At 62.4% G+C, this 25,380-nt stretch carries 26 protein-coding genes and 1 pseudogene; 16 read left to right on the forward strand and 11 right to left on the reverse strand.

The genetic code is table 11. The annotated features are described in order from the left end of the window. Positions 1-7 precede the first annotated feature (7 nt). Positions 8-892: an amidohydrolase family protein gene (locus P6U24_RS09330; protein ID WP_407158839.1), complete on the reverse strand. Its 885-nt coding sequence runs from the start codon at positions 890-892 to the stop codon at positions 8-10. A gap of 298 nt (positions 893-1,190) precedes the next feature. Here P6U24_RS09330 and ykgO point away from each other — a divergent pair, with 298 nt between their 5' ends. Further along, entirely contained in the window at positions 1,191-1,316 is a 126-nt protein-coding gene (gene ykgO, locus P6U24_RS09335) for a type B 50S ribosomal protein L36 (RefSeq protein WP_006611362.1), read from the forward strand. Between the two features lie 81 nt (positions 1,317-1,397). Beyond that, positions 1,398-2,030: a tetratricopeptide repeat protein gene (locus P6U24_RS09340; RefSeq protein ID WP_407158840.1), complete on the forward strand. Its 633-nt coding sequence runs from the start codon at positions 1,398-1,400 to the stop codon at positions 2,028-2,030. A 110-nt stretch (positions 2,031-2,140) separates the two neighbouring features. On the opposite strand, the gene P6U24_RS09345 is transcribed toward P6U24_RS09340, so the two are convergent. Next, complete coding sequence (locus P6U24_RS09345) at positions 2,141-2,323, reverse strand: hypothetical protein (protein WP_407158841.1); 183 nt, start codon at positions 2,321-2,323, stop codon at positions 2,141-2,143. 261 nt (positions 2,324-2,584) lie between these two features. Between P6U24_RS09345 and P6U24_RS09350 the strand changes: the two genes are divergently transcribed. Further along, complete coding sequence (locus tag P6U24_RS09350; RefSeq protein ID WP_407158842.1) at positions 2,585-3,559, forward strand: alpha/beta fold hydrolase; 975 nt, start codon at positions 2,585-2,587, stop codon at positions 3,557-3,559. Between the two features lie 74 nt (positions 3,560-3,633). Here the strand turns inward: P6U24_RS09350 and cycA are convergent, their stop codons facing one another. Further along, on the reverse strand, positions 3,634-4,029 hold the full coding sequence (gene cycA / locus P6U24_RS09355; protein ID WP_407158843.1) for a cytochrome c-550 CycA: 396 nt from the start codon (positions 4,027-4,029) through the stop codon (positions 3,634-3,636). A 211-nt stretch (positions 4,030-4,240) separates the two neighbouring features. Here cycA and P6U24_RS09360 point away from each other — a divergent pair, with 211 nt between their 5' ends. Continuing rightward, complete coding sequence (locus P6U24_RS09360) at positions 4,241-5,734, forward strand: FAD-linked oxidase C-terminal domain-containing protein (RefSeq protein ID WP_407158844.1); 1,494 nt, start codon at positions 4,241-4,243, stop codon at positions 5,732-5,734. 1,034 nt (positions 5,735-6,768) lie between these two features. Beyond that, complete coding sequence (locus P6U24_RS09365; RefSeq protein ID WP_407158845.1) at positions 6,769-7,527, forward strand: hypothetical protein; 759 nt, start codon at positions 6,769-6,771, stop codon at positions 7,525-7,527. A 118-nt stretch (positions 7,528-7,645) separates the two neighbouring features. Here P6U24_RS09365 and P6U24_RS09370 read toward each other — a convergent pair whose 3' ends face one another. The 3 genes from P6U24_RS09370 to P6U24_RS09380 all read right to left on the reverse strand — a co-directional run bounded on the left by P6U24_RS09370 (position 7,646) and on the right by P6U24_RS09380 (position 9,280). Then, the gene (locus P6U24_RS09370) at positions 7,646-8,542 is read right to left on the reverse strand and encodes a TIR domain-containing protein (RefSeq protein WP_407158846.1); all 897 of its coding nucleotides are present in this window, start codon (positions 8,540-8,542) and stop codon (positions 7,646-7,648) included. Positions 8,543-8,635: 93 nt separating this feature from the next. Next, positions 8,636-8,923 (reverse strand): hypothetical protein, encoded by a 288-nt coding sequence (locus P6U24_RS09375; RefSeq protein ID WP_407158847.1) that lies wholly within the window; start codon positions 8,921-8,923, stop codon positions 8,636-8,638. Positions 8,924-9,160: 237 nt separating this feature from the next. Next, on the reverse strand, positions 9,161-9,280 hold the full coding sequence (locus tag P6U24_RS09380; RefSeq protein ID WP_407158848.1) for a DNA-binding protein: 120 nt from the start codon (positions 9,278-9,280) through the stop codon (positions 9,161-9,163). 312 nt (positions 9,281-9,592) lie between these two features. Here P6U24_RS09380 and tnpA point away from each other — a divergent pair, with 312 nt between their 5' ends. The 4 genes from tnpA to P6U24_RS09400 all read left to right on the forward strand — a co-directional run bounded on the left by tnpA (position 9,593) and on the right by P6U24_RS09400 (position 12,773). Next, positions 9,593-9,997 carry an IS66-like element accessory protein TnpA gene (gene tnpA, locus P6U24_RS09385; RefSeq protein ID WP_407153975.1) on the forward strand — a complete coding sequence of 135 codons (405 nt, stop codon included), beginning with the start codon at positions 9,593-9,595 and terminating at the stop codon, positions 9,995-9,997. After that, the gene (gene tnpB, locus P6U24_RS09390; protein WP_407153976.1) at positions 9,994-10,344 is read left to right on the forward strand and encodes an IS66 family insertion sequence element accessory protein TnpB; all 351 of its coding nucleotides are present in this window, start codon (positions 9,994-9,996) and stop codon (positions 10,342-10,344) included. Before tnpA ends, tnpB begins: the two co-directional genes overlap by 4 nt. 62 nt (positions 10,345-10,406) lie before the next feature. Beyond that, positions 10,407-12,019 (forward strand): IS66 family transposase gene (gene tnpC, locus P6U24_RS09395; protein WP_407158849.1). Its coding sequence is split into 2 segments (ribosomal slippage): positions 10,407-11,409 and positions 11,409-12,019, totalling 1,614 coding nucleotides; the frame shifts between segments, so codons are not numbered across the junction. 91 nt (positions 12,020-12,110) lie between these two features. Beyond that, positions 12,111-12,773 (forward strand): hypothetical protein, encoded by a 663-nt coding sequence (locus P6U24_RS09400; protein WP_407158850.1) that lies wholly within the window; start codon positions 12,111-12,113, stop codon positions 12,771-12,773. 295 nt (positions 12,774-13,068) lie between these two features. Here P6U24_RS09400 and P6U24_RS09405 read toward each other — a convergent pair whose 3' ends face one another. Then, entirely contained in the window at positions 13,069-13,656 is a 588-nt protein-coding gene (locus P6U24_RS09405) for a TetR/AcrR family transcriptional regulator (RefSeq protein WP_407158851.1), read from the reverse strand. Between the two features lie 119 nt (positions 13,657-13,775). Here P6U24_RS09405 and P6U24_RS09410 point away from each other — a divergent pair, with 119 nt between their 5' ends. Beyond that, positions 13,776-14,282: a DUF1993 family protein gene (locus P6U24_RS09410; RefSeq protein ID WP_407158852.1), complete on the forward strand. Its 507-nt coding sequence runs from the start codon at positions 13,776-13,778 to the stop codon at positions 14,280-14,282. A 101-nt stretch (positions 14,283-14,383) separates the two neighbouring features. On the opposite strand, the pseudogene P6U24_RS09415 reads toward P6U24_RS09410, so the two are convergent. Further along, a pseudogene (locus P6U24_RS09415) lies at positions 14,384-14,548 on the reverse strand (BrnA antitoxin family protein); the annotation flags it as partial. Beyond that, on the reverse strand, positions 14,524-14,862 hold the full coding sequence (locus tag P6U24_RS09420; RefSeq protein ID WP_407158853.1) for a putative quinol monooxygenase: 339 nt from the start codon (positions 14,860-14,862) through the stop codon (positions 14,524-14,526). The gene P6U24_RS09420 and the pseudogene P6U24_RS09415, both read right to left, overlap by 25 nt. Positions 14,863-15,128: 266 nt before the next feature. On the opposite strand from P6U24_RS09420, the gene P6U24_RS09425 reads away from it, so the two are divergent. The 4 genes from P6U24_RS09425 to P6U24_RS09440 all read left to right on the forward strand — a co-directional run bounded on the left by P6U24_RS09425 (position 15,129) and on the right by P6U24_RS09440 (position 19,725). Next, positions 15,129-16,382, forward strand: coding sequence for an FAD-binding protein (locus P6U24_RS09425; RefSeq protein WP_407158854.1), 1,254 nt, complete (start codon positions 15,129-15,131; stop codon positions 16,380-16,382). Next, positions 16,379-17,704 (forward strand): glycolate oxidase subunit GlcF, encoded by a 1,326-nt coding sequence (gene glcF / locus P6U24_RS09430; protein WP_407158855.1) that lies wholly within the window; start codon positions 16,379-16,381, stop codon positions 17,702-17,704. The genes P6U24_RS09425 and glcF overlap by 4 nt, the downstream gene beginning before the upstream one ends. A 73-nt stretch (positions 17,705-17,777) precedes the next feature. Further along, positions 17,778-18,263: a hypothetical protein gene (locus tag P6U24_RS09435; protein ID WP_407158856.1), complete on the forward strand. Its 486-nt coding sequence runs from the start codon at positions 17,778-17,780 to the stop codon at positions 18,261-18,263. 445 nt (positions 18,264-18,708) lie between these two features. Next, positions 18,709-19,725, forward strand: coding sequence for a TorF family putative porin (locus P6U24_RS09440; RefSeq protein ID WP_407158857.1), 1,017 nt, complete (start codon positions 18,709-18,711; stop codon positions 19,723-19,725). Between the two features lie 169 nt (positions 19,726-19,894). Here P6U24_RS09440 and P6U24_RS09445 read toward each other — a convergent pair whose 3' ends face one another. Beyond that, positions 19,895-21,640, reverse strand: a complete 1,746-nt coding sequence (locus P6U24_RS09445) for an ABC transporter ATP-binding protein/permease (protein WP_407158858.1) — start codon at positions 21,638-21,640, stop codon at positions 19,895-19,897. A 452-nt stretch (positions 21,641-22,092) separates the two neighbouring features. Between P6U24_RS09445 and P6U24_RS09450 the strand changes: the two genes are divergently transcribed. Both P6U24_RS09450 and P6U24_RS09455 read left to right on the forward strand, forming a co-directional pair. Beyond that, on the forward strand, positions 22,093-23,757 hold the full coding sequence (locus tag P6U24_RS09450) for an L-lactate permease (protein WP_407158859.1): 1,665 nt from the start codon (positions 22,093-22,095) through the stop codon (positions 23,755-23,757). Between the two features lie 147 nt (positions 23,758-23,904). Next, complete coding sequence (locus tag P6U24_RS09455; protein WP_407158860.1) at positions 23,905-24,315, forward strand: META domain-containing protein; 411 nt, start codon at positions 23,905-23,907, stop codon at positions 24,313-24,315. Between the two features lie 117 nt (positions 24,316-24,432). Here P6U24_RS09455 and P6U24_RS09460 read toward each other — a convergent pair whose 3' ends face one another. Further along, a complete protein-coding gene (locus P6U24_RS09460; RefSeq protein WP_407158861.1) occupies positions 24,433-24,819 on the reverse strand; it encodes a VOC family protein in 387 nt (128 codons plus the stop codon). Positions 24,820-25,380 lie beyond the last annotated feature (561 nt).

Genomic DNA, 25,380 nt, shown 5'->3' on the forward strand with positions numbered 1-25,380 from the left:
CTCCGCGTCAGATTCCGAGCAGCTTCCGTGCGTTCGCTTTTAGCACTTTCGGCCTGATCTCGTCGCGGATCTCGAGCTTGGCGAAGTCGGCGAGCCAGCGGTCCGGCGTGATGACGGGCCAGTCGGAGCCGAACAGCATCTTGTCCTGCAGGATCGAATTGATGTAGCGCACCAGGATCGGCGGGAAATATTTCGGCGACCAGCCTGAGAGGTCGATGTAGACGTTGGGCTTGTGGGTCGCGACCGAGAGCGCCTCTTCCTGCCAGGGGAAGGAGGGGTGGGCGAGGATGATCTTGAGGTCCGGGAAATCCGCCGCGACGTCGTCCATATACATCGGGTTGGAATATTTCAGCCGCATGCCCATGCCGCCGGGCATGCCGGAGCCGACGCCGGTCTGGCCGGTGTGAAACAGCGCGATCGCGCCGCCGTCGTTGATCGCCTCGTAGAGCGGGTAGGCCATGCGGTCGTTGGCGTAGAAGCCCTGCATGGTGGGATGGAATTTGAAGCCGCGGACGCCGTACTCCTCGATCAGCCTGCGGGCCTCGCGCACACCGAGCTTGCCCTTGTGCGGATCGATGCTGACGAAGGGGATCAGGACGTCGAGATGCTCGGAGGCGACCTCGAGCATTTCGTAATTGTTGTAGCGGCGAAAGCCGGTCTCGCGCTCGGCATCGACCGGAAAGATCACGGCGGCGATGTTCTTGGAGCGATAATAGGCGGCCGTCTCCGGCACCGTTGGCGGATGCTTGTGCGGCGATTTGAAATACTCCGCCATCTGCGCCTGGAAGTCGTCATAGCCGTCATCGCCGTGCATGCCGCAGGGTTCTTCGGCATGGGTGTGGATATCGATGGCGACGACATCATCGATCTTGGGCAAAGCGAGCTTGGGCATCTCAGGCGTTCCCGGTGTTCATTTTTGGCGTTGCGAATTGATTATACGATATAACAAATTTGGCAGCGATGGTATTCGCGGGTCTGCGGCGGGATTTTTTTAGGGGGAGGAGCGGTTCCGGACCGGCCGGGCGGGGGGCGGCTCCGCAGAGTTAATAAAAGGGCCGTTTCGATTGACATCAACCCGGGTGGTGGGTAGAAACCGGCCGTCCCGGGCGGCGCGGCCGCCAGCGGGAAAGAATTCCTTTTTGCCACTTTCGGCCTGTCCAACACGGCCTTTTACCGCATCAGGATGTCCCATGAAGGTCCGTAACTCGCTGAAATCGCTGCGTGGCCGCCATCGCGCCAACCGCCTGGTCCGCCGCAAGGGCCGCGTCTATGTGATCAACAAGGTCCAGCGCCGCTTCAAGGCGCGTCAGGGCTAAGTCTTCTTGAGCCGATCGCTCACGGCTGTTTGACGCCAGCCTTGCTTTGCAAGGCTGTTCGGCTGCGGCTAAACTTCGGGGATGACATCGAGACTCTCCCGGGCGATTCTGCTCGCCGCGCTCGTCATCTCCGCACCCAGCATTGCCAGTGCGCAGGGTGATCCGCGCAATGCGGCGCCAAAACAAAAGCCGCCTGAGGCGCCTGCCAAGCTGCCCAAGGTCGGCGGCGACAAGAGCAAAAATCTCGATTTCCTGTTCGGGGCGCTGAAGGCGGCCCCGGACGAGGTCAGCGCCCGCCATGTCGAAGCGCGGATCTGGGCGGCGTGGCTGCAGACGCCGAGCGATACGGTCGCCCTGTTGATGACCCGGTCGAAGGCCGCGCTGGATGCGCATCAGACCGAGATCGCGCTGAAGCTCCTGGATGCGGTGATCAAGCTGCGGCCCGACTATGTCGAGGCCTGGAACCGCCGCGCCACGCTGTACTATCTGCAGAACGACTACGCGCGCTCGCTCTCCGACATCCAGCAGGTGCTGGTGCGCGAGCCTCGCCATTTCGGGGCGCTCGCCGGCCTCGGCATGATCATGCAGGACCTCGGCGAGGACAAGCGCGCGCTCGAAGCCTTCCGAAGGGCGCTCGAGGTCGACCCCTACCTGGAGAAGGTGCCGGAGCTGGTGAAGACCCTGAGCGAGAAGGTCGAAGGGCGCGACATCTGACGACGCGCTGGCAACTCCAACCACGATCTCAGGCCCGCCTTGTGAGGCGGAGTCCACATCCTTCATGCGCGCCTGGTGCGGGTGGCGCGCCGGCAAGCCCGGAAGGCAATTCAGTGCAGCGCGTTGCGATTGCGCTCGCTGAGACCGTATTGAGCCGCCGCGGCGTAGAGCTGGGCGATCTCGGCCTCAAGATGCTCGTTGACCAGCAGGAGCGCCTTCAGCGCGCCCCGAAGGTCGCCATTACAGCTCGCGACGATCTCGTCGATCGCGGCCTCGCTTGATCGGAAACTCATCGGATACCCCCTCAACTAACCTTCAGGTCTAACCCCGGCGCCCGATCCGCGTTGCTGTGGATCATGTGGATAGATCGGGGCCGCGAGCGATTCACGGCGTTTGCCCACGCAGGTGAGAAAAAGTCCCGACCATGGTTATAAAAAGGCCGACGACGCCGTGATGACAGGATCTGCGCGATCGCGCCGGACACGGTCCCGACAATTGTGCAACCTGTCCCGACCGGACTCGTATCTGGTTGCGTGGCAGGTAGAAAAACATCAATGATTCCAATGTTCTTACTCGGCGCCCTGGCTTTGCTGGCGCTCCTCACGCAGGTCGGCATTGTTGTGATCGAGCGCCGCTATCCGGCGCGAGGACAGGCGATCGAAGTTGACGATGCAACCATCAATCTTGTGGATATCGGCGCCAAGCATGCAAGTAAGCCGCCGCTGCTCCTGATCCATGGCGCGAGCTCCAATCTCGAAGCGATGCGGCACCCGCTTGGCGAGCTGCTGGCGGCCCAGGGCCATCGTGTGCTGCTCGTCGACCGTCCCGGCCACGGCTGGAGCAGGCGAACGCATGTTCAGGATTCCACGCCGGCGGTCCAGGCGCGCATGCTGAACCAGGCGCTCGATAAGATCGGCGTTACGTCCGTCGTTCTCGTCGTGCATTCCTGGAGCGGCGCGCTGGGCACGCGGATGGCGCTCGACTTCCCCGAGCGCGTGGCAGGGCTCGTCATGCTGGCGCCGGTGACCCATGTGTGGCGCGGCGGGGTCGGCCGCTACAACAAGCTTGTCACCACGCCGCTGCTCGGGCCGTTGCTGGCGCATACGATCACGCTTCCGCTTGGCCTTGGGCTGCTCGATCCCGGTGCCCGCGGCGTCTTCCTGCCGCAGCCCATGCCGGACGATTTCGTCGACCAAAGCGCCACGCCACTGCTGCTGCGGCCGCGCGAGTTTCTCGCCAATGCCCATGATCTCGTGACCTTGAAGCCGGCGGTCATGGAGCAGATGCCGCGCTATGGCGACATCCGCTGCCCGGTCACGGTGATCTCGGGCGAGGCCGACCGGACGGTGTTCACGGACATCCATTCGCGCGCCTTCGCCAAAGCCGTGGCGCAGACCCGGCTGGTCGTGATCCCGGATCTCGGTCACATGGTGCAGAACGCCGCGCCCGACCTCGTCGCGGCCGAGGTCTCGCGGATGGTCGCCGAGCTCGGCCGCGTGCCCGAGGCGGCGGATGCGCTCACGAAATGAAAACCCCGGGCCATCGCCCGGGGTTTTGAGGCCAGTTGCTGGCGCCACGTTTCGCTGCGGCGCGACAGCGCCGATCACTGCTTCTGCTTGCCATCCTTGTCGAAGGACGAAACATAAGCCCACAGATTGTTGATTTCGGTCTCGTTCTTGATGCCGGCGAAGGTCATCTTGGTGCCGGGAATCTTGGCCTTCGGGTCCTTGATGTATTCCTTGAACACCGCCTCGTTCCAGGTGATGCCGGAGTTCTTGTTTGCATCCGAGTAGTTGTAGTCCGGCGCCGTGCCCGACTTGCGGCCATCGAGCCCGTTCAGTTCGGGGCCGACCTTGTTCTTGGCGCCTTCGCCGATCGAGTGGCAGGGCAGGCACTTGTTGAACGCGGTCTTTCCTGCGGCAGCGTCCTGCGCCAGCGCCGCAGAGGCAAGCGACGAGCAGGCGATGACGACGAGAGCGCTCAAAGTCAGTTTGTTCATGGATCAGACTCTGTGGTTGCGAGACGGATGTGCGCGGTTTGTTACATGGCGTCACGCCTCGCACAAGCCGTGACGCGTTTTGGGAAATCATCAATTTGGGCGACCCATTGGCCGCGCACCTCGCAGCAAAGCCGCTCTGCCGCCTGTTCAAATCCTCGCAGTTGTGATTGATAAGACACGACAAATCGCGCGTGACACCGGGAGAGCGACGATGGCGATCAAGATGCCCGAGGCGGACAGGGGCGTGCTCGCGCGCCGCGAGCAAATCGTTGCTGCATTGCGGTCGATCGTGCCGGGCGAGGGCGTCATCGACAGCACCGCCGAGATGCTGCCTTACGAGTCCGACGGGCTGATGGCCTATCGCCAGCCGCCGATGGTCGTGGTGTTGCCGGAGACCACCGAGCAGGTTTCGCAGATCCTGAAATATTGCCATGCGCAGGGCATCAAGGTCGTGCCGCGCGGCTCGGGCACCTCGCTGTCGGGCGGCGCGCTGCCGCTGGCCGATGCCGTGCTGCTGGGACTCGGCAAGTTCAAGCGCATCCGCGAGATCGATTTCGAGAACCGCGTCGTCGTCACCGAGCCCGGCGTCACCAATCTTGCCATCAGCCAGGCGGTCGCGCATGCCGGCTTCTACTACGCGCCCGATCCATCCTCGCAGATCGCCTGCTCGATCGGCGGCAACATCGCGGAGAATTCCGGCGGCGTGCATTGCCTGAAATACGGCATGACGACCAACAACGTGCTCGGCTGCGAGATCGTGCTGATGACCGGCGAGATCCTGCGCATCGGCGGCAAGTGCGCCGAGAATGCCGGCTACGATCTGATGGGCGTGATCACGGGATCGGAGGGCCTGCTTGGCGTCGTCACGGAGGTGACGGTGCGCATCCTGCAGAAGCCGGAGACGGCGCGCGCGCTGATGGTCGGATTTGCGCAGGTCGAGGCCGCCGGTGAATGCGTTGCGCGCATCATCGGCGCCGGCATCATTCCGGGCGGCATGGAGATGATGGACAAGCCCGCCATTCACGCCGCGGAGGCGTTCGTGCATGCCGGCTATCCGCTCGATGTCGAGGCGCTCCTGATCATCGAGCTCGACGGCCCCTCGGTCGAGGTCGACGAGCTGATCACGCGTGTCGAGAGCATCGCGACCGGCTGCGGCTCGACCACCTGCCGCATCTCGACCTCCGAGGCTGAGCGCAATCTGTTCTGGGCCGGCCGCAAGGCGGCGTTTCCGGCGGTGGGGCGCATCTCGCCGGATTATCTCTGCATGGACGGCACCATCCCGCGCGGCGCGCTGCCGAAGGCGCTGGCGCGCATCCGCGAATTGTCCGAGCAATACGGTCTCGCCTGCGCCAACGTGTTTCACGCCGGCGACGGCAATCTGCACCCGCTGATCCTCTATGACGCCAACAAGCCCGGCGAGATCGAGCGGGCGGAAGCCTTCGGCGCCGACATCCTGCGCTGCTGCGTCGAGCTCGGCGGCGTCCTGACCGGCGAGCACGGGGTGGGAATCGAGAAGCGCGACCTGATGGGCGAGATGTTCAGCGAGATCGACCTGAACCAGCAGCAGCGCCTCAAATGCGCTTTCGATCATTTGGGCCTGCTCAACCCCGGCAAGGTGTTCCCGACCCTGCATCGCTGCGCCGAGCTCGGCCGCATGCACGTCCATGCCGGCAAGCTCGCCTTCCCGGACATTCCGAGATTTTGAAGTACGCATCGGCTCTTCAACGTCGTCATTGCGAGCGAAGCGAAACAATCCAGACTTGCTTCTCCGAGCGATCCTGCATCGCTTCGCTTCGCTCGCGATGACGGCGAGAGCCTTCCTGATCCTATCCATGGTCTCGAACCGCAGACACACGCCCGCATCCCCGCGGCGCGTTGCGCCCGGGCAGTGCGACCGACATGCCCTTCGAAAAAATCGAGAGGGCGCGGGGAATGCCGGGTGAAGGCCTCACCCATGGCCCGCCTGCAGAAAAAAATGCAGGCGGCAGGTACCACAGGTGCAGCCGGTCAACCGGCATTCCCCGCGCGCTGGTTTTAACGCTTATACGTGCTCGCCCCGGGGACCGGCTGTCTTGCCCCCGTCGTCGGCAACAACGCGCAAGCGCTGCGACCGGCTTGACCTCAGCACCGGGAGGCCAGGCCCACACGATTTCACGTCCGCATCGGCATCGTTCGTCGGCATGATCAGATCACGCTGCGACCCGACACGGCCACCGCATCCCCGCCTCACGCATCGTGACGACCGCGCGTGCGCCCCTCTCGGTGAGGCAGGATGCGCGTAATAATGCACGATTTCTGTAAAAACGAAAGGGGAGATTTTCGCCATCTGGAGGCAGTTCGGCGTTCTGCGTTGAAATAGCTTGTGAAATGAGTTTTTACGCGCGGGCGATTTCTGTATCCGCCAGCGTAATTTGTGACGTTAGATCGCGCAAAACACAAAGTGATTTGCCCGACGCTTTGGAGACAGTCTCTTCGAAGCAGGGCGGGATGATCTCGTCCGACGCGCAAGGGATCGAACGTTGGACCTCTCCCGTGTAAAGGTAGGGAAGACCCTATCTTATCGTTTTGTTATCTCGGTCCTTTTCGGCGTTGCCCTGGGCGCTTGGGCGAATTTTTGGGCGGGTGGCCTTCGGCCCTCGCCGCGCGGCGTGGCCGCGTGGTAAAATACGGTTGAGTGGTCAGCAGCGAGACTGGCAACCAAGGTTCGCTGTCCTCGCATAAGGACGAGGTTTCGCCGCAATGATCAGTTGGGGGGAAATTGTATCCTGGCTCCTGCAAACGGCGGTCGCTGCCGGCGTCGCTGGGATGGGTTTTGTCGTCTTGTTGCCCACAAAGTTGGGAGAGAAATATCTCGGCTTTCATTTCGACCGGAAGCTCGCTGATCTGAAGGATCAGCAAAACCAGGAGATCGAGAAACTTAAGGAACAGCTCGCCCATTTTGGTGACCGCGGAAAACGATCGAATGAAATGGAGTTTGCTGCGATTAAGCTGGTTTGGGAGAGTTTCGTCGAAGCATATTTAGCGACGACCACCTGCGCACTGGGGTATGTCGAACATCCCGACTTCGCGGGCATGTCCGAAGCTGAGCAAGAGGCGTTCATCTATGGGAGCGATTTCCCAGACCGTGAAAAGGAACGACTTCGCAAAGCCGCCGACAAGAATAAGGAATACGTGGCTATCGTAACATGGCAACAGATAGCGCGCGCCGGCCGCGAACAGCACCAGGCGAGATTGCTGCTCCGTAAGCAGCTAATTTTTATGCCGAAAGATCTGAGCGATCGCTTTATGGAAGCCATCGGTAAACTCACAGCGGTATTCGTACAACGGAAGATCGGTTTTCAGAGTCTTGGATCAACGGATGGTTTCGGTGGTCCGATCCCGGAATATTTGAATAACCACGAACAAATGTTAGAGCAGCTCGCGGCGCTCTCCAACGCCCGGCTGTTTCGGGACGAAATCTCTCCAAAGATCGAGTTTCAGAGGGGAAGACGGTCGTAATGCAGCCGTCCGCCTGCTCACGTCATCATGCCACGGCCTTCTTCTTCGGCGTGGCTCGGGTCGGCTCCGCCTTAAGCCGGATCGCCATGACTCTCATGAGGCGGTGCTTTGCCGCGTTTTATCCCCACGCCTTGTTTGCATCAAAATTCATGCCTGCCGCCTTCAGCTCCTTTACGAGCTTCATTTTCCAGCCTTCAGCGAGATCGAGTTCGGTATAGATGACCCCGTAAAGGTCCGACGGGATCTCGACATCGCCTCTACGCAAAAGACATGTGCGCCCGCGGCCGAGCTTGCCGGCAAAATAGCCCAGCTCAAAAATTACATTCTGACGGCTGCGCGCTGCAGGCGCCGACGAAGTACCGACGATATCGTCGGGGGTGAGGAGCACAACCGCGAAACCGACTCGGCCGGCGCAATCCTCGAATTTCTCGATAATCGTGCGCCCCTGGTCGGGCTGCTCGCGTAGGACGATGGCGGGCAATTCCAACCGTTCGAGGAAGCGAGCAACTGCCTGCAGGGCGGCCTCGTCATGGCCGTGTACGACGAAGACTTCATTTTTCTGAGTCGGTCGGATCGCCTTGACATTCGATGGTGGGAGTTCTTCTTGCTCGGCAATTTCGTCTTCAAGGAAGCGGATGGCCTGACCGAGAAGCGCGATGGATTTTGCTTTCCCTTGGGTTAGATAGTGTCGCGCGTTGGTTAGTTGCGATGCATCGTAACCCGGTGGGCGCCGGCCGGCGATATACATCGCACTAATTGGGCCATTGTCCAGTCGCGCGGCGGCGCTGTAGCGTTTGTATTCGATCGTATCGTGCCCAAATGCCGACGATAACGTTTCGTCGATAGCGGTTTCGAGTGCCAATACGCTGGGGTCACGACGGACTTGAATTTTTTGTGGATCGAAGGCTTCAAGATCGGCGATTCGCTGGCGCAATCGATCCATGAACCGTCGCTTCTGCTCGATCGACAGAGAAGGACGGTGAGGAGGCGGGGGCGGTTGCGTGGTGCGAGCCATTCGATCATCCCAACTAACATTACAAGGAGGTTATATCACACATTCCCATATCTTGATTTGCGCTTGGGGCCTGTGGAGACTTTGGGCGTCTCTCTATCCGACTCGCTCATACAGGTCGATATCAGCAATGGCCTCATCTACTAGTTCGCGTAGGGCGATCAGGGTGTCGCGCGCGCGTGATGCCGATCGGCCAGCCATATAGGGGCCTCGGGGTGGCAGTTGATCAGCCGGGGCTGCTGCGACGCTAGAGCCGTTTGTGCCTTGGCTGATTTCGTTTACCCGAGCGGGGTTGACGCCGAACCATGCGGCAATGTCATGCTGCTTGTCACCGCGAAGTAGCATTCCTTTGACTATGGCAATTTCGCCCTCGCGAAGTGACATCGATTCCTCCCAAAGTTGCGAAGCAATGACTGTGCCATTACTTCGCGCGGCCCGGAACCCGCGAATCCACGGATGTGGGTAAGTTCGCTGCAAGACGCGGCGTCAAGCCACGGCTTTCTTTTTCGGCTTGGCTCGGGTCGGCTCCGCCTTAAGGCGGATTCCCATGGCTCCGATGACCCGCAGGACAGTTGCGAACTCTGGATTTCCATTCTCGCCGAGCGTCTTGTAAAGCCCCTCTCAGGTCACGCCGGCGGCCTTTGCGACTTGGCTCATGCCCTGCGCTCGGGCGATGAGATTGAGGTCGTCGCGCACCTCGGCGGGATCACCATCGGCAAGAACGATGTTGAGATACTCCACGCGTGTCTCCGGAACAGTGCACTTAATTACGGAGTTTGATAAGGCCGTTGCTTTGCCGGACTGTCCGACTCCTCAATCTATCTACTAAGTGCACTTTAAAAACCAGCTTCTTAACGGCCGACGGCTGAACAGTTGATGGCTCCACTCATGCGGATATTCCCAGAAGCGCAGGAGCGAGCGCTTGTCTCACCCATGTTATGGGGATGAGAACATCCTTGTTGAATAGAAACTAAGGGCCTATGGCCGATAAAATGTACCCCTCCGGTGAGAACCGCCTTGCGCTGATGCAGGGAGGCGCGAAGACATAGTCGTATGACTGAGCATACGACTATGCCGAAGGTGTCGCGGCTTGAGGTGATCCAGACCGGGTCGCGGCGTCGCTGGACGCTGGAAGAGAAGCGGCGGATCGTCGCCGAGAGCGATAGCGGCACGCGGCAGGTCTCGGCAACCGCCCGGCGGTATGGCTTGTCGACCGGTCAGTTGTTCACCTGGCGTCGGCTGGCACGCAAGGGGCGACTGGGCGGGAATGCCGAGCCCGTGTCGTTTGCCGAAGCGGTGATTGCGGATGGAGGATCGGCCGCGGCGGCATCGCCGCCTCCCGCTGGTGGGTGCAGACGCATGGAGATCGTGCTTGCGGATGGGCTGCGGGTCATCGTCGAGCAAGGCGTCGATCCCGGTGCGCTGGCGCGGATGATCGGCGCGCTGGAGCGGCGATGACGATCCCTATTCCGAGCGGGGCGCGGGTGTGGCTGGCGACAGGCCGCACCGACATGCGCAAGGGGTTCGATGGGCTGGCGCTGCTGGTGCAGGAGACCCTCAAGCGCGATCCGCATGGCGGCCACCTGTTCGTATTCCGCGGCCGGCGCGGCGACCTGATCAAAGTGCTGTGGCACGATGGCCAGGGCATGTGCCTGTTCTCCAAGCGCCTGGAGCGCGGCCGCTTCATCTGGCCGTCGCCGGCGGACGGGACGGTGGCGATCACGCCGGCCCAACTCGGGTATCTCCTGGAAGGGATCGACTGGCGGCTGCCGCAGCGGACATGGCGGCCGGAGGCGGCGGGCTGAACGCGTTGGAGCGCGATAGGAAGGGCATACAAACCGCGCGCCCTGTGATTCCATCATTGGCGATGAGCCCCAGTGATTCTCCCACGGATGAGATCGAGAGATTGACGCGCCTGCTGCGCGATCGCGACGCCGAGATCGCGCGGATGCGTGCCGAGGCGACTGGCGCGGAGGCTCTGATCACGCATCTGCGTCTGACGATTGCGAAGATGCGGCGCGAGCTCTTTGGACAGCGCAGCGAGCACAAGGCGCGGCTCCTTGACCAGATGGAGCTTCAGCTTGAGGAGCTGGAAGCAACTGCGGCGGAGGACGAACTTGCGGCCGAGAAGACAGCCGCTGCTGTTGGCGAGACGCCGCCGCTGTCTGCGTTCCCGCGCAACAAGCCTGCGCGCAAGCCGTTCCCGGCGCATCTGCCGCGCGAGCGGGTCGTGCTGCCCGGTCCCGATGCCTGCGCCTGCTGTGGCTCGACCCGGCTCGCCAAGCTCGGCGAGGATGTTACTGAGACACTGGAGGTGGTGCCGCGGCAGTGGAAGGTCGTGCAATACGTGCGCGAGAAGTTCACCTGCCGGGACTGCGAGAAGATCACGCAGGTGCCTGCGCCGTTCCACGTTCTGCCGCGCGGCTTCGCCGGGCCTTCTCTGTTGGCGATGATCCTGTTCGAGAAGTACGGGCAGCACCAGCCGCTCAATCGCCAGTCGGAGCGCTACGCGCGCGAGGGCATCGCGCTGAGCCTGTCGACGCTCGCCGACCAGGTGGGCGGTTGCGCGGCGCTGCTGCGGCCGCTGCATGATCTGATCCGTGCGCACGTGCTCGCGGGCAACCGCGTCCATGGCGACGAGACCCCGGTGCCAGTGCTTGCCAAGGGCCAGACGGCGACTGGACGGGCCTGGGTCTATGTGCGCGACGATCGCCCATTCGGCGGCCACGATCCACCAGCGGCAGTGTTCTTCTACTCGCGCGACCGCGCGGGCGAGCACGCCGAGCGTCACCTGCACGGCTATGGCGGCATCCTGCAGGCCGACTGCTACGCTGGCTTCAACCGGCTGTACGAGGCCGGCCGCAAGGAGGGCCGATCACCGAGGCCGCTTGCTGGGCGCATGCTCGGCGCAAGTTCTTCGTGCTCGCCGACGTCACCGCCAAGGCGCGTGGCAAACTCGCCGTCATCGCGCCGATGGCGTTCGAGGCGGTGAAGCGCATCGACGCGATCTTTGACGTCGAACGCAAGATCAACGGCCGGGTGCCGCTCGAACGGCTCGCCGAGCGCGCGCTGCGCGTTGCGCCGCTGGTCGCTGATCTGCAGATCTGGATGCGCACCGAGCGCGCTAAGCTGTCACGGCACTCCGAGGTCGCCAAGGCCATGGACTATATGCTCAAGCGCTGGGAGACGTTCGCGCGCTTTCTCTCCGACGGCCGCATCTGCCTGACCAATAACGCCGCCGAGCGCGAGTTGCGCGGCATCGCACTCGGCCGCAAGGCGTGGCTGTTCGCCGGCTCCGATCGCGGCGGCGAACGGGCCGCCGTGATGTACACGCTGATACAGACCGCCAAGCTCAACGACGTCGACCCTCAGGCTTGGCTCGCCGACGTCCTCGCTCGAATCAACGACCACAACATCCGCACGCTTGACCAGCTTCTGCCTTGGAATTGGAAGCTCTCAGCCCAGAAGCTCGTCGCCTGATCCTTGGACTGGCGGGGCGGCAATCGACTAACCCGCGGTCTTCACCGGATACTTACGATAAAATCTTACGCTGAGCTAAAGAGCGATTCGAATGCAAGAAAACGTCAAAGGCAACCTGAACTCGGATCTTGAGTTCCGGCCGGTCGGGGCGCCGCAACGCGTTAGTGAGTGGTCAAAGTGGAACAGGTTGGGTGTGATCGGCGGGTCCGCGCTGGGCAAAGCAGCCATCGCATTCCCGGTCTTGGGGTATCTGATACTCTTCAACGACTACGCGGTCGCGTACCTGAAGATCCACTCCTCATTCTGCCTCGATTGCAGTGTGTCGCCTAGATTGTACGCTCTGTACATCGGTGGGTTCTTTATCGCCGTCGGCTCGTTGCTCTACACCATGTTCTGCCCGCAGGTCGTCGATCGTCATGCTAACGCCCATGATTTCTATGAGAGCGAAAAGGACTATTACGACACTGCTCAACATCGGCTTTTTCTAATCAATCACATTATCGCGCTTAGCATTAATAGCTATATTGCAGCTGAATACATGTATCCAGCTCGCTCCGCAGAAGAGATGATGAAGCAGACCGACCTCTCTGAATTGATGGGGCAGCACTACTTCCTGCAGAACCGGTCGATGCGCTGGTTACGTATCGCCATTTTGTGGTTCTACCTAGTTGGTTTTATTTTCCTATTGATTCCTACCGCAATGACTTTTTTTCAGGTTGTCAGGCGCGGAATCTCGACTTCATTCGGACTTTAGAATTCCACGATGAATACGGCGACGGTGCACTTTGTTAGCTGGTGCAGCGTACCGTACGTTGCCGCTGAAAAAGCGCCCTCTGCCGGCGTCCTGCCTGTTACCGCGCGGAAAAGGGACAGGCCGCTATCCACCCAATCCGGTCTTGATGGGCTCACGCCCTAGATCAGCCCGTCTGTATCCGCTCGCGCCGCGCCAGCAGTGGCAGGGCTTGGCACGCGATGTAGGTCCTGAAGTGCTCACCCTCCTGAATTACGGTGACAGTGCACTAAATCCGGTGAAATATTAAAATGCAGCGTCACCGTAGTCGCTCGGGCGCAGGCCACCTCCGGCAAAAAATATCCGCCAGCGCCTCGAAGACAGCAGGCGCGCGTTCCACGCGGGCAATCGTTCGTCCGCCTTCGATGGCGGCCAACAATGCGACTGCGCTGGAGGAGGCGCGCGCGGGAGCGAAACCGCAGCCGCGGAGATGCTCTGCAATGATGTCGGTCAGATCGACAAATCCGCGTGCGACCCGTTCGGTCAGCTCAGCATCCAGCGCGGACCGCTCATTCACCAGGTTTTGCATCAGGCATCCGTACTGGTAGTTGTCGGCAATCATTTCGGCCGCGATGACCGTAAAAATCCGTTTGAAAAAACTCGGCGCGTCGCCGGTCGTATTCGCCGAGATGTGCCGGAACGCGGCTGCTCTGTTCGCAACGTAGAGATCGATCGTTTCCTCTGCCAGCTGGGACTTGCCGCGCGGAAAGTGAAAGTAGAACGATCCCTTCGGCGAGCCGCTTTGTTCAATGATCTGGGTCAATCCGGTCGCAGCGTAGCCCTGGATGCGAAACAGTCGTTCGGCGGTGGCAATCGCGCGGGCGCGGGCGTCGGTCTTGCGTGGCATGACCTGATCATACCGAGCCCCGCTTGACGACGCTATGGCGATCGCCATACTATGGTGATCGCCATAGCAAGTGAAGCCTGCGTCCACTTGATCAAATCGCAAAACCGGAAGGTGTGCTCGTGTCCCTGTCCATGTACGACGCCGCCGTTCCCGCCACGGTGCGCGCGTTGAAGAATCTCGATGCCATCCTCGACAAGGCCGTGGCCTATGCCGAGGGCAAGAAGGCCGACCCGACCATCCTCATGGGCAGCCGGCTCGCCATCGACATGCTGCCCTTCTCGACCCAGATCCATCGCGCCACGGAAACGGCGAGGGGCGGCGCGGCGCGCCTGGCCCAAATGGAGATCCCGAGCTTGCCCGATGAGGACAAGACCGTGGCGGAGCTGAAGGACCGCCTCGCCAAGACCATAGCCTTCCTGGAGAGCATACGGGCGGAGACGTTCACCGGGACCGAGGATCGCACCATCACCCAGAAGCTCGCCGGCAAGGACATGACCTTCCCCGCCAAGCAGTATCTGTTCGGCTTCATGATCCCGAATTTCTACTTCCACGTGACCACCGCCTACGCGATCCTGCGCCACAACGGGGTGGAGATCGGCAAGATCGACTTCCTCCGCGGCATCTGAACGCGAACTTTGCGGGAAGGGCGCCGCTGCACAGTGACAAGCACGGTACAGTCCGAGCGGACCTCTGGACGCGCTGCAATACCGATTGCTTCACCAGCCGCTCACGCGGCCTGGCGGGGTGACTTCTTCGCTGCCTTGCGCTTCTTCGTTGGTTTCTTTGCGACGATCTCGACCAGGGCGTCATCAATCATGGTCTGCCAGCCTCGGCCCTTCGATTTGAAATACTTCACGACACGCTCGTCTACATCAAGTTGTATTGCGCCCGCTCGCGCCGCGCCAGCAAGGGCAGGGCCTGGCCGCCGATATAGGTCTTGAAGTGATCGCTCTCCTGATGCGCCTTGAAGGCGGCCTCGTCGCGGAACAGTTCGTAGAACAGGAACTGCGCCGGGTTATCCTTGGCGCGGGAGATCAGGAACAGTTGCACGCCGGGCTCCTGCTGCGCCTCGGGCAGGAAGCGTGACAGGATCTCGGCGACGCGGTCGGCCTCGCCATCCCTGGCCTCCCATTGCGCCACCACCAGCAGGCCGCCGCCGCTGACGGCCTCGCTTACGGTCTTCGTATCGATTGCATATCGGGCCATTGTCCTCATCCTTTCTTTCGGAGATCTGCGAGGCCATCGATAGCTCCGTTCAGCAGCGGATAGTTCGATCGTGGATGAACGATGGTTGCGGGATGACGCGCGCTCCTGAGCGCTTCCGCGGCATCGAAGCGGATACGCCAAGCGCAGGCTGCATGTTCCGTCACGCCTGCCCTTGTGTCCGGCCTCCAACGCATTAGAAAGGCTGCAATGGCAGCGGTCGCCTCGCGCATCCGCTCGATCGTCACAATCAAGCAAGGCCAGCAGTGGTGGACGCCCTCAAAGTACGCAACGCAGCCGACGTGGAGGAGGTGGTCCGCGCGGCCATCGCAGGTGAGCAGCCGCTCGAGATCATCGGGCACGGCACCAGGCGCCAGGTCGGGCAGGTCATGGCCACCAACGCGGTGCTGGACCTCTCGGCACTGAACGCCGTCACTGCCTATGAGCCGAACGAGCTGATCATCACGGTGCAGGCCGGTGCGCCGCTTTCGGACGTGCTGTCGCTGATCGATTCCAAGAACCAGCAATTCGCGTTCGAGCCGGTCGATACCGCACCGCTGCTGGGCACGCGGGGCAGGGGCACGCAAGACAAGGGAACAATTGGCGGCATGATCGCGGCGGGGCTGGCCGGTCCGCGCCGCGTCAAGGCCGGCGGGGCGCGCGACCACCTGCTCGGGGCGCATGCCGTGTCGGGCTTCGGCGACAGCTTCAAGACCGGCGGCAAGGTGGTGAAGAACGTCACCGGCTACGACCTCTGCAAGCTGCTGGCAGGGTCCTGGGGCACGCTCGCGGTGATGACCGAGGTGACGCTCAAGGTGATGCCGCGGCCCGAAGCCGAGCGCACCTTGGTGCTGCGCGGGCTCGATGATCTCAAAGCGAACCAGGCCATGACAGCTGCGCTCGGCTCGCCGTTCGACGTCTCCGGCGCCGCGCATCTGCCGGCCTCCACCTCGTGGTCCGAGGTCGAGGCGCTGGCGCGGATCGGGTCGCCGGGGCAGGCGCTGACCTTGCTGCGGTTGGAGGGCATCACGGCGTCCGCCGCCGATCGCGCGGCCTCGCTTGCCAGGCAATTGGCGCCGTTCGGCGATGCCGAAATCATTGAGGACGCGGCGTCCGCCGCGGCGTGGGGCGCGCTGCGCGACGTGCTGCCGTTTGCGGCGGGAGGGCCGGTCGGGGACTGGCCGGTGTGGCGCATCGTCTGCCCGCCGGCCGCTGGCGGCGCGCTGGGACAGGCGCTGGCGCGGGAGACGGACGGGCAGGTGATCTACGATTGGGGGGGCGGGCTGATCTGGGCCGCGCTGCCGCCGAGTGCGGATGCGCAGGCCGGCCTGGTGCGCCAGCGCGTCGCGGCCGCCTCCGGCCATGCCACGCTGCTGCGGGCCTCGGAGGACGTCCGGCGCACGGTCGATGTGTTCCAGCCGCAGGCTCCTGGCGTCGCCGCGCTGGAGGAGCGCGTCCGCCACGCCTTCGATCCCAAGATCATTCTCAATCGCGGCCGTATGCGCCGGAGCCTTGCACCATGAAGACCGAATTCAGCCTGGCGCAGCTCGCCGATCCCGATATCGCCGTCGCCGACAAGATCCTGCGCGCCTGCGTCCATTGCGGCTTCTGCACCGCGACCTGTCCGACCTATGTGCTGCTCGGCGACGAGCTCGACAGCCCGCGGGGGCGGATCTACCTGATCAAGCAGATGCTGGAGAAGGACCAGGCGCCGACTGCCGAAGTCGTCAAGCATATCGACCGCTGCCTGTCCTGCCTGGCCTGCATGACGACCTGTCCCTCCGGCGTCCACTACATGCACCTGGTCGACCAGGCGCGGGTCCGCATCGAGAAGACCTACCAGCGGCCGCTGACCGATCGGCTGCTGCGCTCCGTGCTGGCTTTCGTGCTGCCGAGGCCCGGCGTGTTTCGGATCGCCATGACGCTGGCGCGGATCGGCCGGCCGCTGGCAGCCCTGCTGCCGTCGCCCCCGGTTTCGGCTAGCCCGAATCCGAGCCTGCTGCGGCGGATCAGGGCGATGCTGGCATTGGCCCCTAGCGCCAGCCTGCCGGCGCCCGGTCCAGCGCCCGGCGCCGTGTTCGGAGCGCAGGGCCCGCGACGCGGGCGGGTTGCGCTGCTGCAGGGATGCGCGCAGCAAGCGCTGGCGCCGCGGATCAACGAGGCGGCGATTCGCGTGCTCACACGCCACGGCATCGAGGTGGTGCTGGTCCGCGACGAGCAATGCTGCGGCGCGCTCACCCATCACATGGGCCGCGACGACGAGGCGCTGGCCAGCGCGCGCGCCAACATCAGGGCGTGGACTGCGGAGGCCGCGCGCGGCGGCTTAGATGCCATCCTGGTGACGACGTCGGGCTGCGGAACCGTGATCAAGGACTACGGCCATATGCTGCGGGAAGACCCGCAATTTGCTGCATCTGCCGCGACCGTCTCCGCGCTTACCAAGGACATCAGCGAATATCTCGGCGCGCTGGAATTGCAGGCGCGAGACGGCGATCATCGCGATGTCGTCGTGGCCTATCACTCCGCATGTTCGCTGCAGCACGGGCAGAAAATCACAGGCCTTCCGAAAGAATTGCTTTCCAAGAACGGATTCGTAGTGAAAGATATACCGGAGAGCCATTTGTGTTGCGGTTCGGCGGGGACCTACAACATTCTCCAGCCTGACATTGCGACGAGACTGCGCGATCGCAAGGTCGCCAACATCGCGAGCGTCGGGCCGGATGTGATTGCGGCGGGCAATATCGGATGCATGATGCAGATTGCCAGCGGCACATCCGTCCCCGTGGTCCACACGATTGAGCTTCTCGACTGGGCGACGGGCGGTCCTCGGCCAGAACTGAATTGATGGATCGGCCCCGCGCGGCGGGCCTGTCCTTAACCGGCGCAGTGTCAATCGTTGCGTCGGCAACAGGAGGATCATGATGGCGAAGGACAAGAAAAAGAAAGACGAAAAGGACAAGAAGAAAAAGAAGCTGATGGCGCAGGCGAAGAAGGCGGCCAAGAAAGCCTCGAAGAAGGCCGCAAAGAAATCAGCCAAGAAGGCCCCGAAGACATCGGCCAAGAAAGCAGCAAAGAAGGCTGCGAAGGCGGCCAAGGCCCCCGCAAAGAAAGCCAAGAAAGCCGCCGCGAAAGCTGCAAAGGCGCCAGCCAAGAAGGCACCGAAAGCAGCTAAGAAAGCCGCCAAGGCAGCCGCGAGCCCCACCGCCGCCAGCGCGCCGCCCGCCCCGAAAAAGACCGCGAAGAAACGCGCCGCCAAGCAGGCCCCGCTGGTTGAGCACACGCCCGAGACGACCGAGGCGGAGACGAGCTGGGCGACACCGAGCTCGGAGGCTGTATCCACGCCAAGCCATCAGGGCGGCGACGAGGACGAGGCCGCTGCTGCTGCGGGCGATCACGAGAGCTGAAACGTTGTCGCCAGATTGATCCGGACGGGGCCGCGGCGGCAGCGCTGCGGCCCTTTTTCATGTGCCGCGTTCGTCGGCCGCTGACGATGCCCATTTCAACGTGGTGCCCGCCGCCGAGCTTCCAGGAAGCCTCCCGCCGGCGCCCGCGAACTGATTCGTGCCGATGACGTGTTAGGCATCCGGCCGGCGCGGCGGCTGCCGCCGGCCCGTAGATGGCCGGAGAAGATCAGCCCCAAACTTGTTGTCGAAATGCAACAACGGCGGACAACCTACCGTAGAGCCGCCCAAACGCCCAAAAAGTCGGCAGATGCCGCGCTTTTTTGCTTCACGCCGGAGACGGTTCCGTCACATCCTGCCGCAGCTATGACGCAGTCGGCGCTCGCATGTGTCCTGGGGGGCACCGAAATCGGGCCGATGCATGAACGTAAGGGTGATGGGGATCCTCATGAGGAAATTGACTTTGTTGGCAACGGCGCTGGCAATGGTAACGGGTTCGGCTCTTGCGGCGGATTTGCCGGTCAAGGCCCTGAAGGCGCCCCCGCCACCCCCGTTCGAGCCCTGGGACGTCGCGTTCGGCAGCGCCGTCATGAACGACTACATCTTCCGCGGCGTGACCCAGTCCAACCACAATGCCTCGGTCGCCGCCTATTTCGAGCCGCGCTACAACGTCAACAAGGACCTGCAGCTCTATGTCGGCGTGTCCGGTGAGAGCATCTCGTTCCCGAACCGCGCCGCCGCCGAGATCGACATCTACGGCGGTATCCGTCCGACCTTCGGCATGTTCGCCTTCGACTTCGGCGTCTGGGGCTACCTGTATCCGGGCGGGTCGTGCTTCAACGCCGCGGCGGCGCCCGGCTCCGGCATTCCCGGCTCCGACGCGCAATGCGTGCTGAACGGCAACCTGCCGGTCAACGGCAACGTTGCCAAGAAGGACGCGAGCTTCTTCGAAGGCTATGCCAAGCTCAACATCACCCTCAACGACCAGTGGGCGGTGGGCTTCAACGAATATTACTCGCCGAACTTCCTGAACCTTGGCGCCTGGGGCAACTACTCCTCGATCACCGCCAAGTGGACCGCGCCGTCGACCATCTTCGGCTCGAGCGGCGTCGGCATGTACGTCTCGGGTGAGTTCGGCCGTCAGTGGCTCGGCACCTCCGACTCGTTCTATGGCGTGACCAGCGCGCTGGCCAACTACTCGGCCGGCATTCCCGAGCCGAGCTACAACACCTGGAATATCGGCGTCGGCTTCACCTACAAGGTGTTCACGCTGGATCTGCGCTACTACGACACCGACCTGTCGAAGGCCTCGTGCAACGCCTTCACCAGCGACTTCTCGACCACCAGCTTCAGCACCTCCAACATCACCGCGATCAACCCGGGTGGCTTCGGCTCCAACTGGTGCGGCGCCGCCGGCGTCGCCAAGCTCTCGGCCGACCTGACCGCGATGACCAACCTGAAGTAAGCTTCGTCTCAGGGATCTCCAAAGCGAAGGGCGGCAGAGCCATCTGCCGCCCTTCTTGCGTTTGCGCGCTAGAGCCTTTTCCGTTCCGATTGAATCGGAACGGGGCTCTAGCTTTTGTTTTGACGCGTTTTCTTGATGCGAACCGGTTTCCACTTCGCTTGAAAACGCTCTATTCCGAGACTGCCGCAACTTCCTTCGGCTGCAGCGTGAAGCCGTCGCCCTCGTGCACGAGCTCGACCGTGCGCTCATGGAAATCGCGTAAGGTCGAGCGATGGCCGATCGAGACGATGGTGGTCGTGGGCAGCCGCTCCTGCAGCAGGTGGTAGAGCCGCGCCTCCGACGGTTCGTCCAGCGACGCCGTGGCTTCGTCCAGGAACAGATATTGCGGCCGGTGCAAGAGGGCGCGGGTGAGGCCAAGGCGCTGCTGCTCGCCGAGCGACAACATCCGATTCCAGTGAGCATTCTCGTCGAGCCGCCCCGTGAGCTGCGGCAGGCCGACTGCCGTCAGCACATCCGAGATCTCTGCGGCGGTGAAAGAATCCGGGGCAGCCGGATAGGTGATGGCAGCCTTCAGCGTGCCGATCGGGAAATACGGCCGCTGCGGCAGCATCATCAGGCTGGCATCCGCCGGGACGCGGATCGAGCCGCTGCCGAACGGCCAGACACCGGCAATGGCGCGGAACAGCGTCGATTTGCCCGCTCCCGAGGGACCCATCACCAGCGTGCCCTGGTTCGGGCGCACGCTGAATGCGTTGGCGGAAAGCTGAGCTTTTCCGTTCGGCAATTGGATCAGCAACTGCTCGATCCCGATGCCATCATTGCCAGACGGTATCACCTCGATGGTAGGCTTCCTGCTTGGCAGCCTTGCGGCGCTGTTGACCGACATCTCGAACCCATCGAGACGGGCGACGGTCGAACGCCAGTCCGCCAACGTCGTATAGGCCGAGACGAAGAAGGACAACGCGTCCTGCACTTTTCCGAACGCCTCCCCAGTTTGGATCAATGCCCCAAGCAGAATCTTGTTGGCGAAAAAGGCTGGCGACATCAGGATGAATGGAAACACGACAGCAGCCTGAGCGTAGCTGCTCGTGAACGCGTTCAAGCGCTTGGTCCGACTCATGATGCCGTACCAGTTGCTGATGACAGATCCGAAGCGCTGCAACAGTTGCGTGCGCTCGGCGCTTTCGCCCTTGAGCAAGGCGATCTGCTCGGTGTTCTCACGCACACGCACCAGATTGAAGCGGAAATCGGCCTCATAGCGCTGCTGCTCGAAATTGAGGTTCACCAGCGGTCGACCGATCCACTGGGTCAGCGCCGTTCCGAAGATGGCGTAGATCAATGCGGCCCAGACCAGATAGCCGGGGATCGGAATATCATGGCCGAACAGGCTCAGCGGTGCGGCTTCCGACAGGCCCCACAGGATGATCACGAAGGAGGCCAGGCTGACGATCGAGCCCAAGAGACCTATCGAGATGCTCAGTGTCTGAATGACGAACTGCTTGACGTCGTCGCTGAGGCGCTGGTCCGGGTTGTCGGCGGCTTCGCCCTGCAGCTCCATGCGATAATAGTTCGCGTTGTGCAGCCACTCGCCGAGGAATCGCGTCGTCATCCATTTCCGCCAGCGGATCTGAAGCCACTGGGTGAGATAGGTCTGGTAGACGGCAAGCAGGACCAAGATGCCGGCAAGCACGCAAAAGACGATCATCTCGCGGACGAAACCGTTCCAGTCCTTCTCCTGCAGCGCATTGTAGAACCGGTTACGCCACTGGTTGATCAGGACGTCGCCTCCGACCGAGGCGAGCTGCAGCGCGATGACGGCGGCCAGCAGACCGCGGCCGGCCAGCTTGTCCTCGGAATAGAAATAGGGCGATGCGATCCGCCATACGATGGCGAGGGTCGAGCGTAGATTTTTCACGGAATACCGTCTCCTGGGACGATGACCTCTGGGGATCGGAAGCAAGTGAAACCGGACGACGCAATTCAACTGGATTCATGCCGTCCCGGTCTGGTGGATTGAAGGTCCTCTAGCTTTCTGCCGCAGCGGCCCGCTGGAGGGGTTGCGGGTGCTCGTTTCGAAATTCGCAGAGGTGAGCGCTGCGAGCGTCATGCGAGCGTCGGACACGAAGCACTAGACTAAAGTCGCAAGTGGCACGATCCGGGCTCGCTTGTGGTTCCCTTGCCCAAGACCCTAGCATGCGTGTGCCAGCGAGAGGCGGGCGACAGTCATATTTCGCGAGATTTTGAGCAGATCTTGGCGGTCCGGGCGACCAGCAAGCTTTTGGCCTACCTTGCGAAAACCCTCCGTTCTTGCGGCCCGGCCCGGACGCTCGTTCGCGGCCCAAGAAACTGCGTTGGGGGAGGAATGCCATGTGGAATCAAATCTATAACCCGTTAGGGAATCAGGTCCTGTCGACGGTGGCGGCCGCCGTGCCGGTAGTCACGCTGCTGGTCCTGATCGCGAGCGGCAAGGTGAAGGCGCACATCGCCGCCATCATCGCCGTGATCGTGACCAACCTGATCACGATCTTCGTCTTTACGATGCCGGCCGGCATGTCGATCCGCGCCTCGGTGCTCGGCGTGGTCTCGGGCTTCTTCCCGATCGGCTGGATCGTGCTGAACGTCATCTTCCTCTACCAGGTCACTGTCTCATGTGGCCGGTTCGAACTGCTCAAGCGCGCGGTCGGCGGCGTCACTGAGGATCGTCGCCTGCAGCTGCTGCTGGTGGCGTTCTCCTTCGGCGCCTTTTTCGAGGGCGCATCCGGCTTCGGCACGCCGGTGGCGATCACGGGCTCGATCCTGATCGGGCTGGGCTTCTCACCGCTCGCGGCCTCCGGCCTGTCGCTGATCGCCAACACCGCGCCGGTGGCCTATGGCGCGCTCGGCACGCCGATCCAGGGCTTGGCTTCGGTCACTGGTCTTGATCCCTACATCCTGGGCGCCATGGTCGGCCGGCAGCTGCCGGTCTTCTCGCTGATTGTGCCATTCTGGGTGGTGTGGGCCTTTGCCGGCTGGAAAGGTATGAAGGACGTCTGGCCGGCAATCCTGGTGACCGGCCTGTCGTTCGCGATTCCCCAGTTCGTCATCTCGAACTACGTCAATCCCTGGATCGTCGACATCGGCGCCTCGCTGATCTCGATGGGCGCCCTGATCCTGTTCCTGCGGGTGTGGCAGCCGAAGCAGCTCTGGCTTTCGCCGGCTCTGCGGAGCCGTGACGATTCGACCTCGGCGATGACGGCGCAGAGGCCGCTGGATCGGACGCCGCTGACGGAAGGCGAGTTGTGGAGCGCGTTGCTGCCATGGATCATCGTCTGCATCGTGATGCTGATCTGGGGCAACGGCGCCTTCAAGGCCTGGGCGAACTCGATCTTCACCTGGAACTATCCGGTGCCGGATCTGCACAACATGATCAACAAGGTGCCGCCGGTGGCGCCGAAACCGACGCCGGAAGGCGCAGTGTTCTCGTTCACCTATGTCACCTTCACCGGCACCGGCATGCTCATTGCGGCGATCATCTCCGGCTTTCTGATGGGGATGGGACCCGGCCGGCTCTTGGCCGAATATGGCCGCACCATCAAGCTCTGCGCGGTCTCGCTGATCACGATCTCGGCGATGCTGGCAATCGGCACGCTGACTCGGCTTGCCGGCGTCGACGCGACGTTGGGCCTCGCCTTCGCCGCAACCGGCGTGCTCTATCCCTTCTTCGGCACGCTGCTCGGCTGGCTCGGCGTGGCGCTGACCGGATCCGATACCTCATCCAACATCCTGTTCGGCAATCTGCAGAAGATCACGTCCCAGCAGATCGGACTGTCTCCGATCCTGATGGCAGCCGCCAACTCCTCGGGCGGCGTCATGGGCAAGATGATCGACGCACAATCGATCGTGGTCGCCTCCACCGCGACCCAGTGGGTCGGGCATGAAAGCTCCATCCTGCGCTACGTCTTCCTGCATTCGATCGTGCTGGCCTGCTTGGTCGGTCTCCTTGTCACCCTGCAGGCCTATGTCTATCCGTTCACGGAGATGGTGCTGAAATAGCGCTTGCGACACGGCTTCACAAAATCCCCGCGCAGGTCAGGCCCGCGCGGGGATTGCTATTTTTGGGTCACAATTATGCGGGAGCCGTGGCAGCCTTATTTTCGACCGCGCAGGACGTGCGGTGCGTCGCGAGAGGTGAAGAGGGCCATGGTGGTTGCGAAGCGTTTTGTTGCCGGATGTGCGGCGGCCTTGTTCGTCTCGACGGTTGCGACCGTGCCGGCGCTTGCCGATGAGGGCTTTCCGTTCGGCATGGAGATGACCCTCGACGCGCTGCCGCAGCCGGGATCGAAGCGGGTTCCGGACCTCGACATCGGCGACCATGGCGAGGTGGTGCTCGAGCTGTGGTGCAAGGGCGGGAAGGGCCAGTTCTCGGTGGCCGGCAACACGATCATCTTCATTGCCAGCCAGATCGAGGACCGCAACTGCGCGCCGGGACGCGCGCAGGCCGATGACGATCTGCTCGCAACGCTGACCGCGTCGACGAGCTGGAAACGGCAGGGCGATTCGATCTATTTCATCGGCCCCAAGACGCTGCACTTCCGCCTCAACACCAACTGAGGCGAGGGACGCTAGAGCCTTTTCCGTTCCGATTGAATCGGAACGGGGCTCTAGCTTTTTGTTTTGACGCGTTTTCTTGACGCGAACCGGTGTCCACTTCGCTTGAAAACGCTCTAATTAGGCGGCCCCCTGCAGTTGCGGTCGCGTGGCGACCTCGATCACGATTCCGCCGGGCGCGGTGCAGTAGAAATGCGCGCCGCGGCCGCTGCGACCAGCATCCTCAATCTCTCCTGGCGCAAGGCCGGCTGTCACGAGCTCGTTCCTCTTCGCCTCGACAGCGGCGAACCCGTCGACGTAAAAGCCAATATGGAACGTCTCGGGATAGCCGGCGGGATCATACCTCTTCAGTTTCATCAGGGTGAGCACGAACTCCTCGTCATTGCGCAGGATCACGAGAGCTCCGGAGCCGCGTTCCAGGAGGCGACGGAAGGCGAAGAACCGTTCGAAGAAGATGGCGAGACCCGTCACATCCGACGTTGCGAGATTGAGGTGTTTGAGATGCATGACTTCCGTCCGTTCTGGTTGTTGAAACGGACGGCGGCAGCATCGTCGATGTCGGGAGCCGAAAGCTGATTTTGCGCGACCCACCGGCAGCGTGACGATGTCGTCACTCCGTCCGGCCGTGGGTCCAAGCCGCTAAGCGGCGGGATAGCATTCCCGCTTCTGACGGGAACAGGCCGGGCTTACCAATCCGGCCATGCCTATTTTCGGCACGGGCTGTCTAACACAAACAAGGCCGATGCGTCAAAGGCGAGGCGCATGGCGATTGCCCGAGCCTGTGACCCGCCCAGCGGAATCGGATTGTGATCTGATCTCCTGCCTGAGCCCTATCTCCGCGAAACGCGTTTCGCGTTGTCGCGAGGGACCGCTAGAACACCGTTTCCGTGAAATCGGCCGTCGCAGGACGATTGAACTCTCGCCATCTCCAACGCTGTCATGCTCCGCGCAGGCGGAGCATCCAGTACTCCGCGGCAGAAGAGATCGAACACAGACGTCACGGCGTACTGGATCGTCCGCCTTCGCGGACGATGACGGCGGGGGCAGTATCAATAGAACCGAGACTCG

The sequence above is a fragment of the Bradyrhizobium sp. STM 3557 genome (assembly GCF_045571465.1).
In the GTDB taxonomy this organism is placed as follows: domain Bacteria; phylum Pseudomonadota; class Alphaproteobacteria; order Rhizobiales; family Xanthobacteraceae; genus Bradyrhizobium.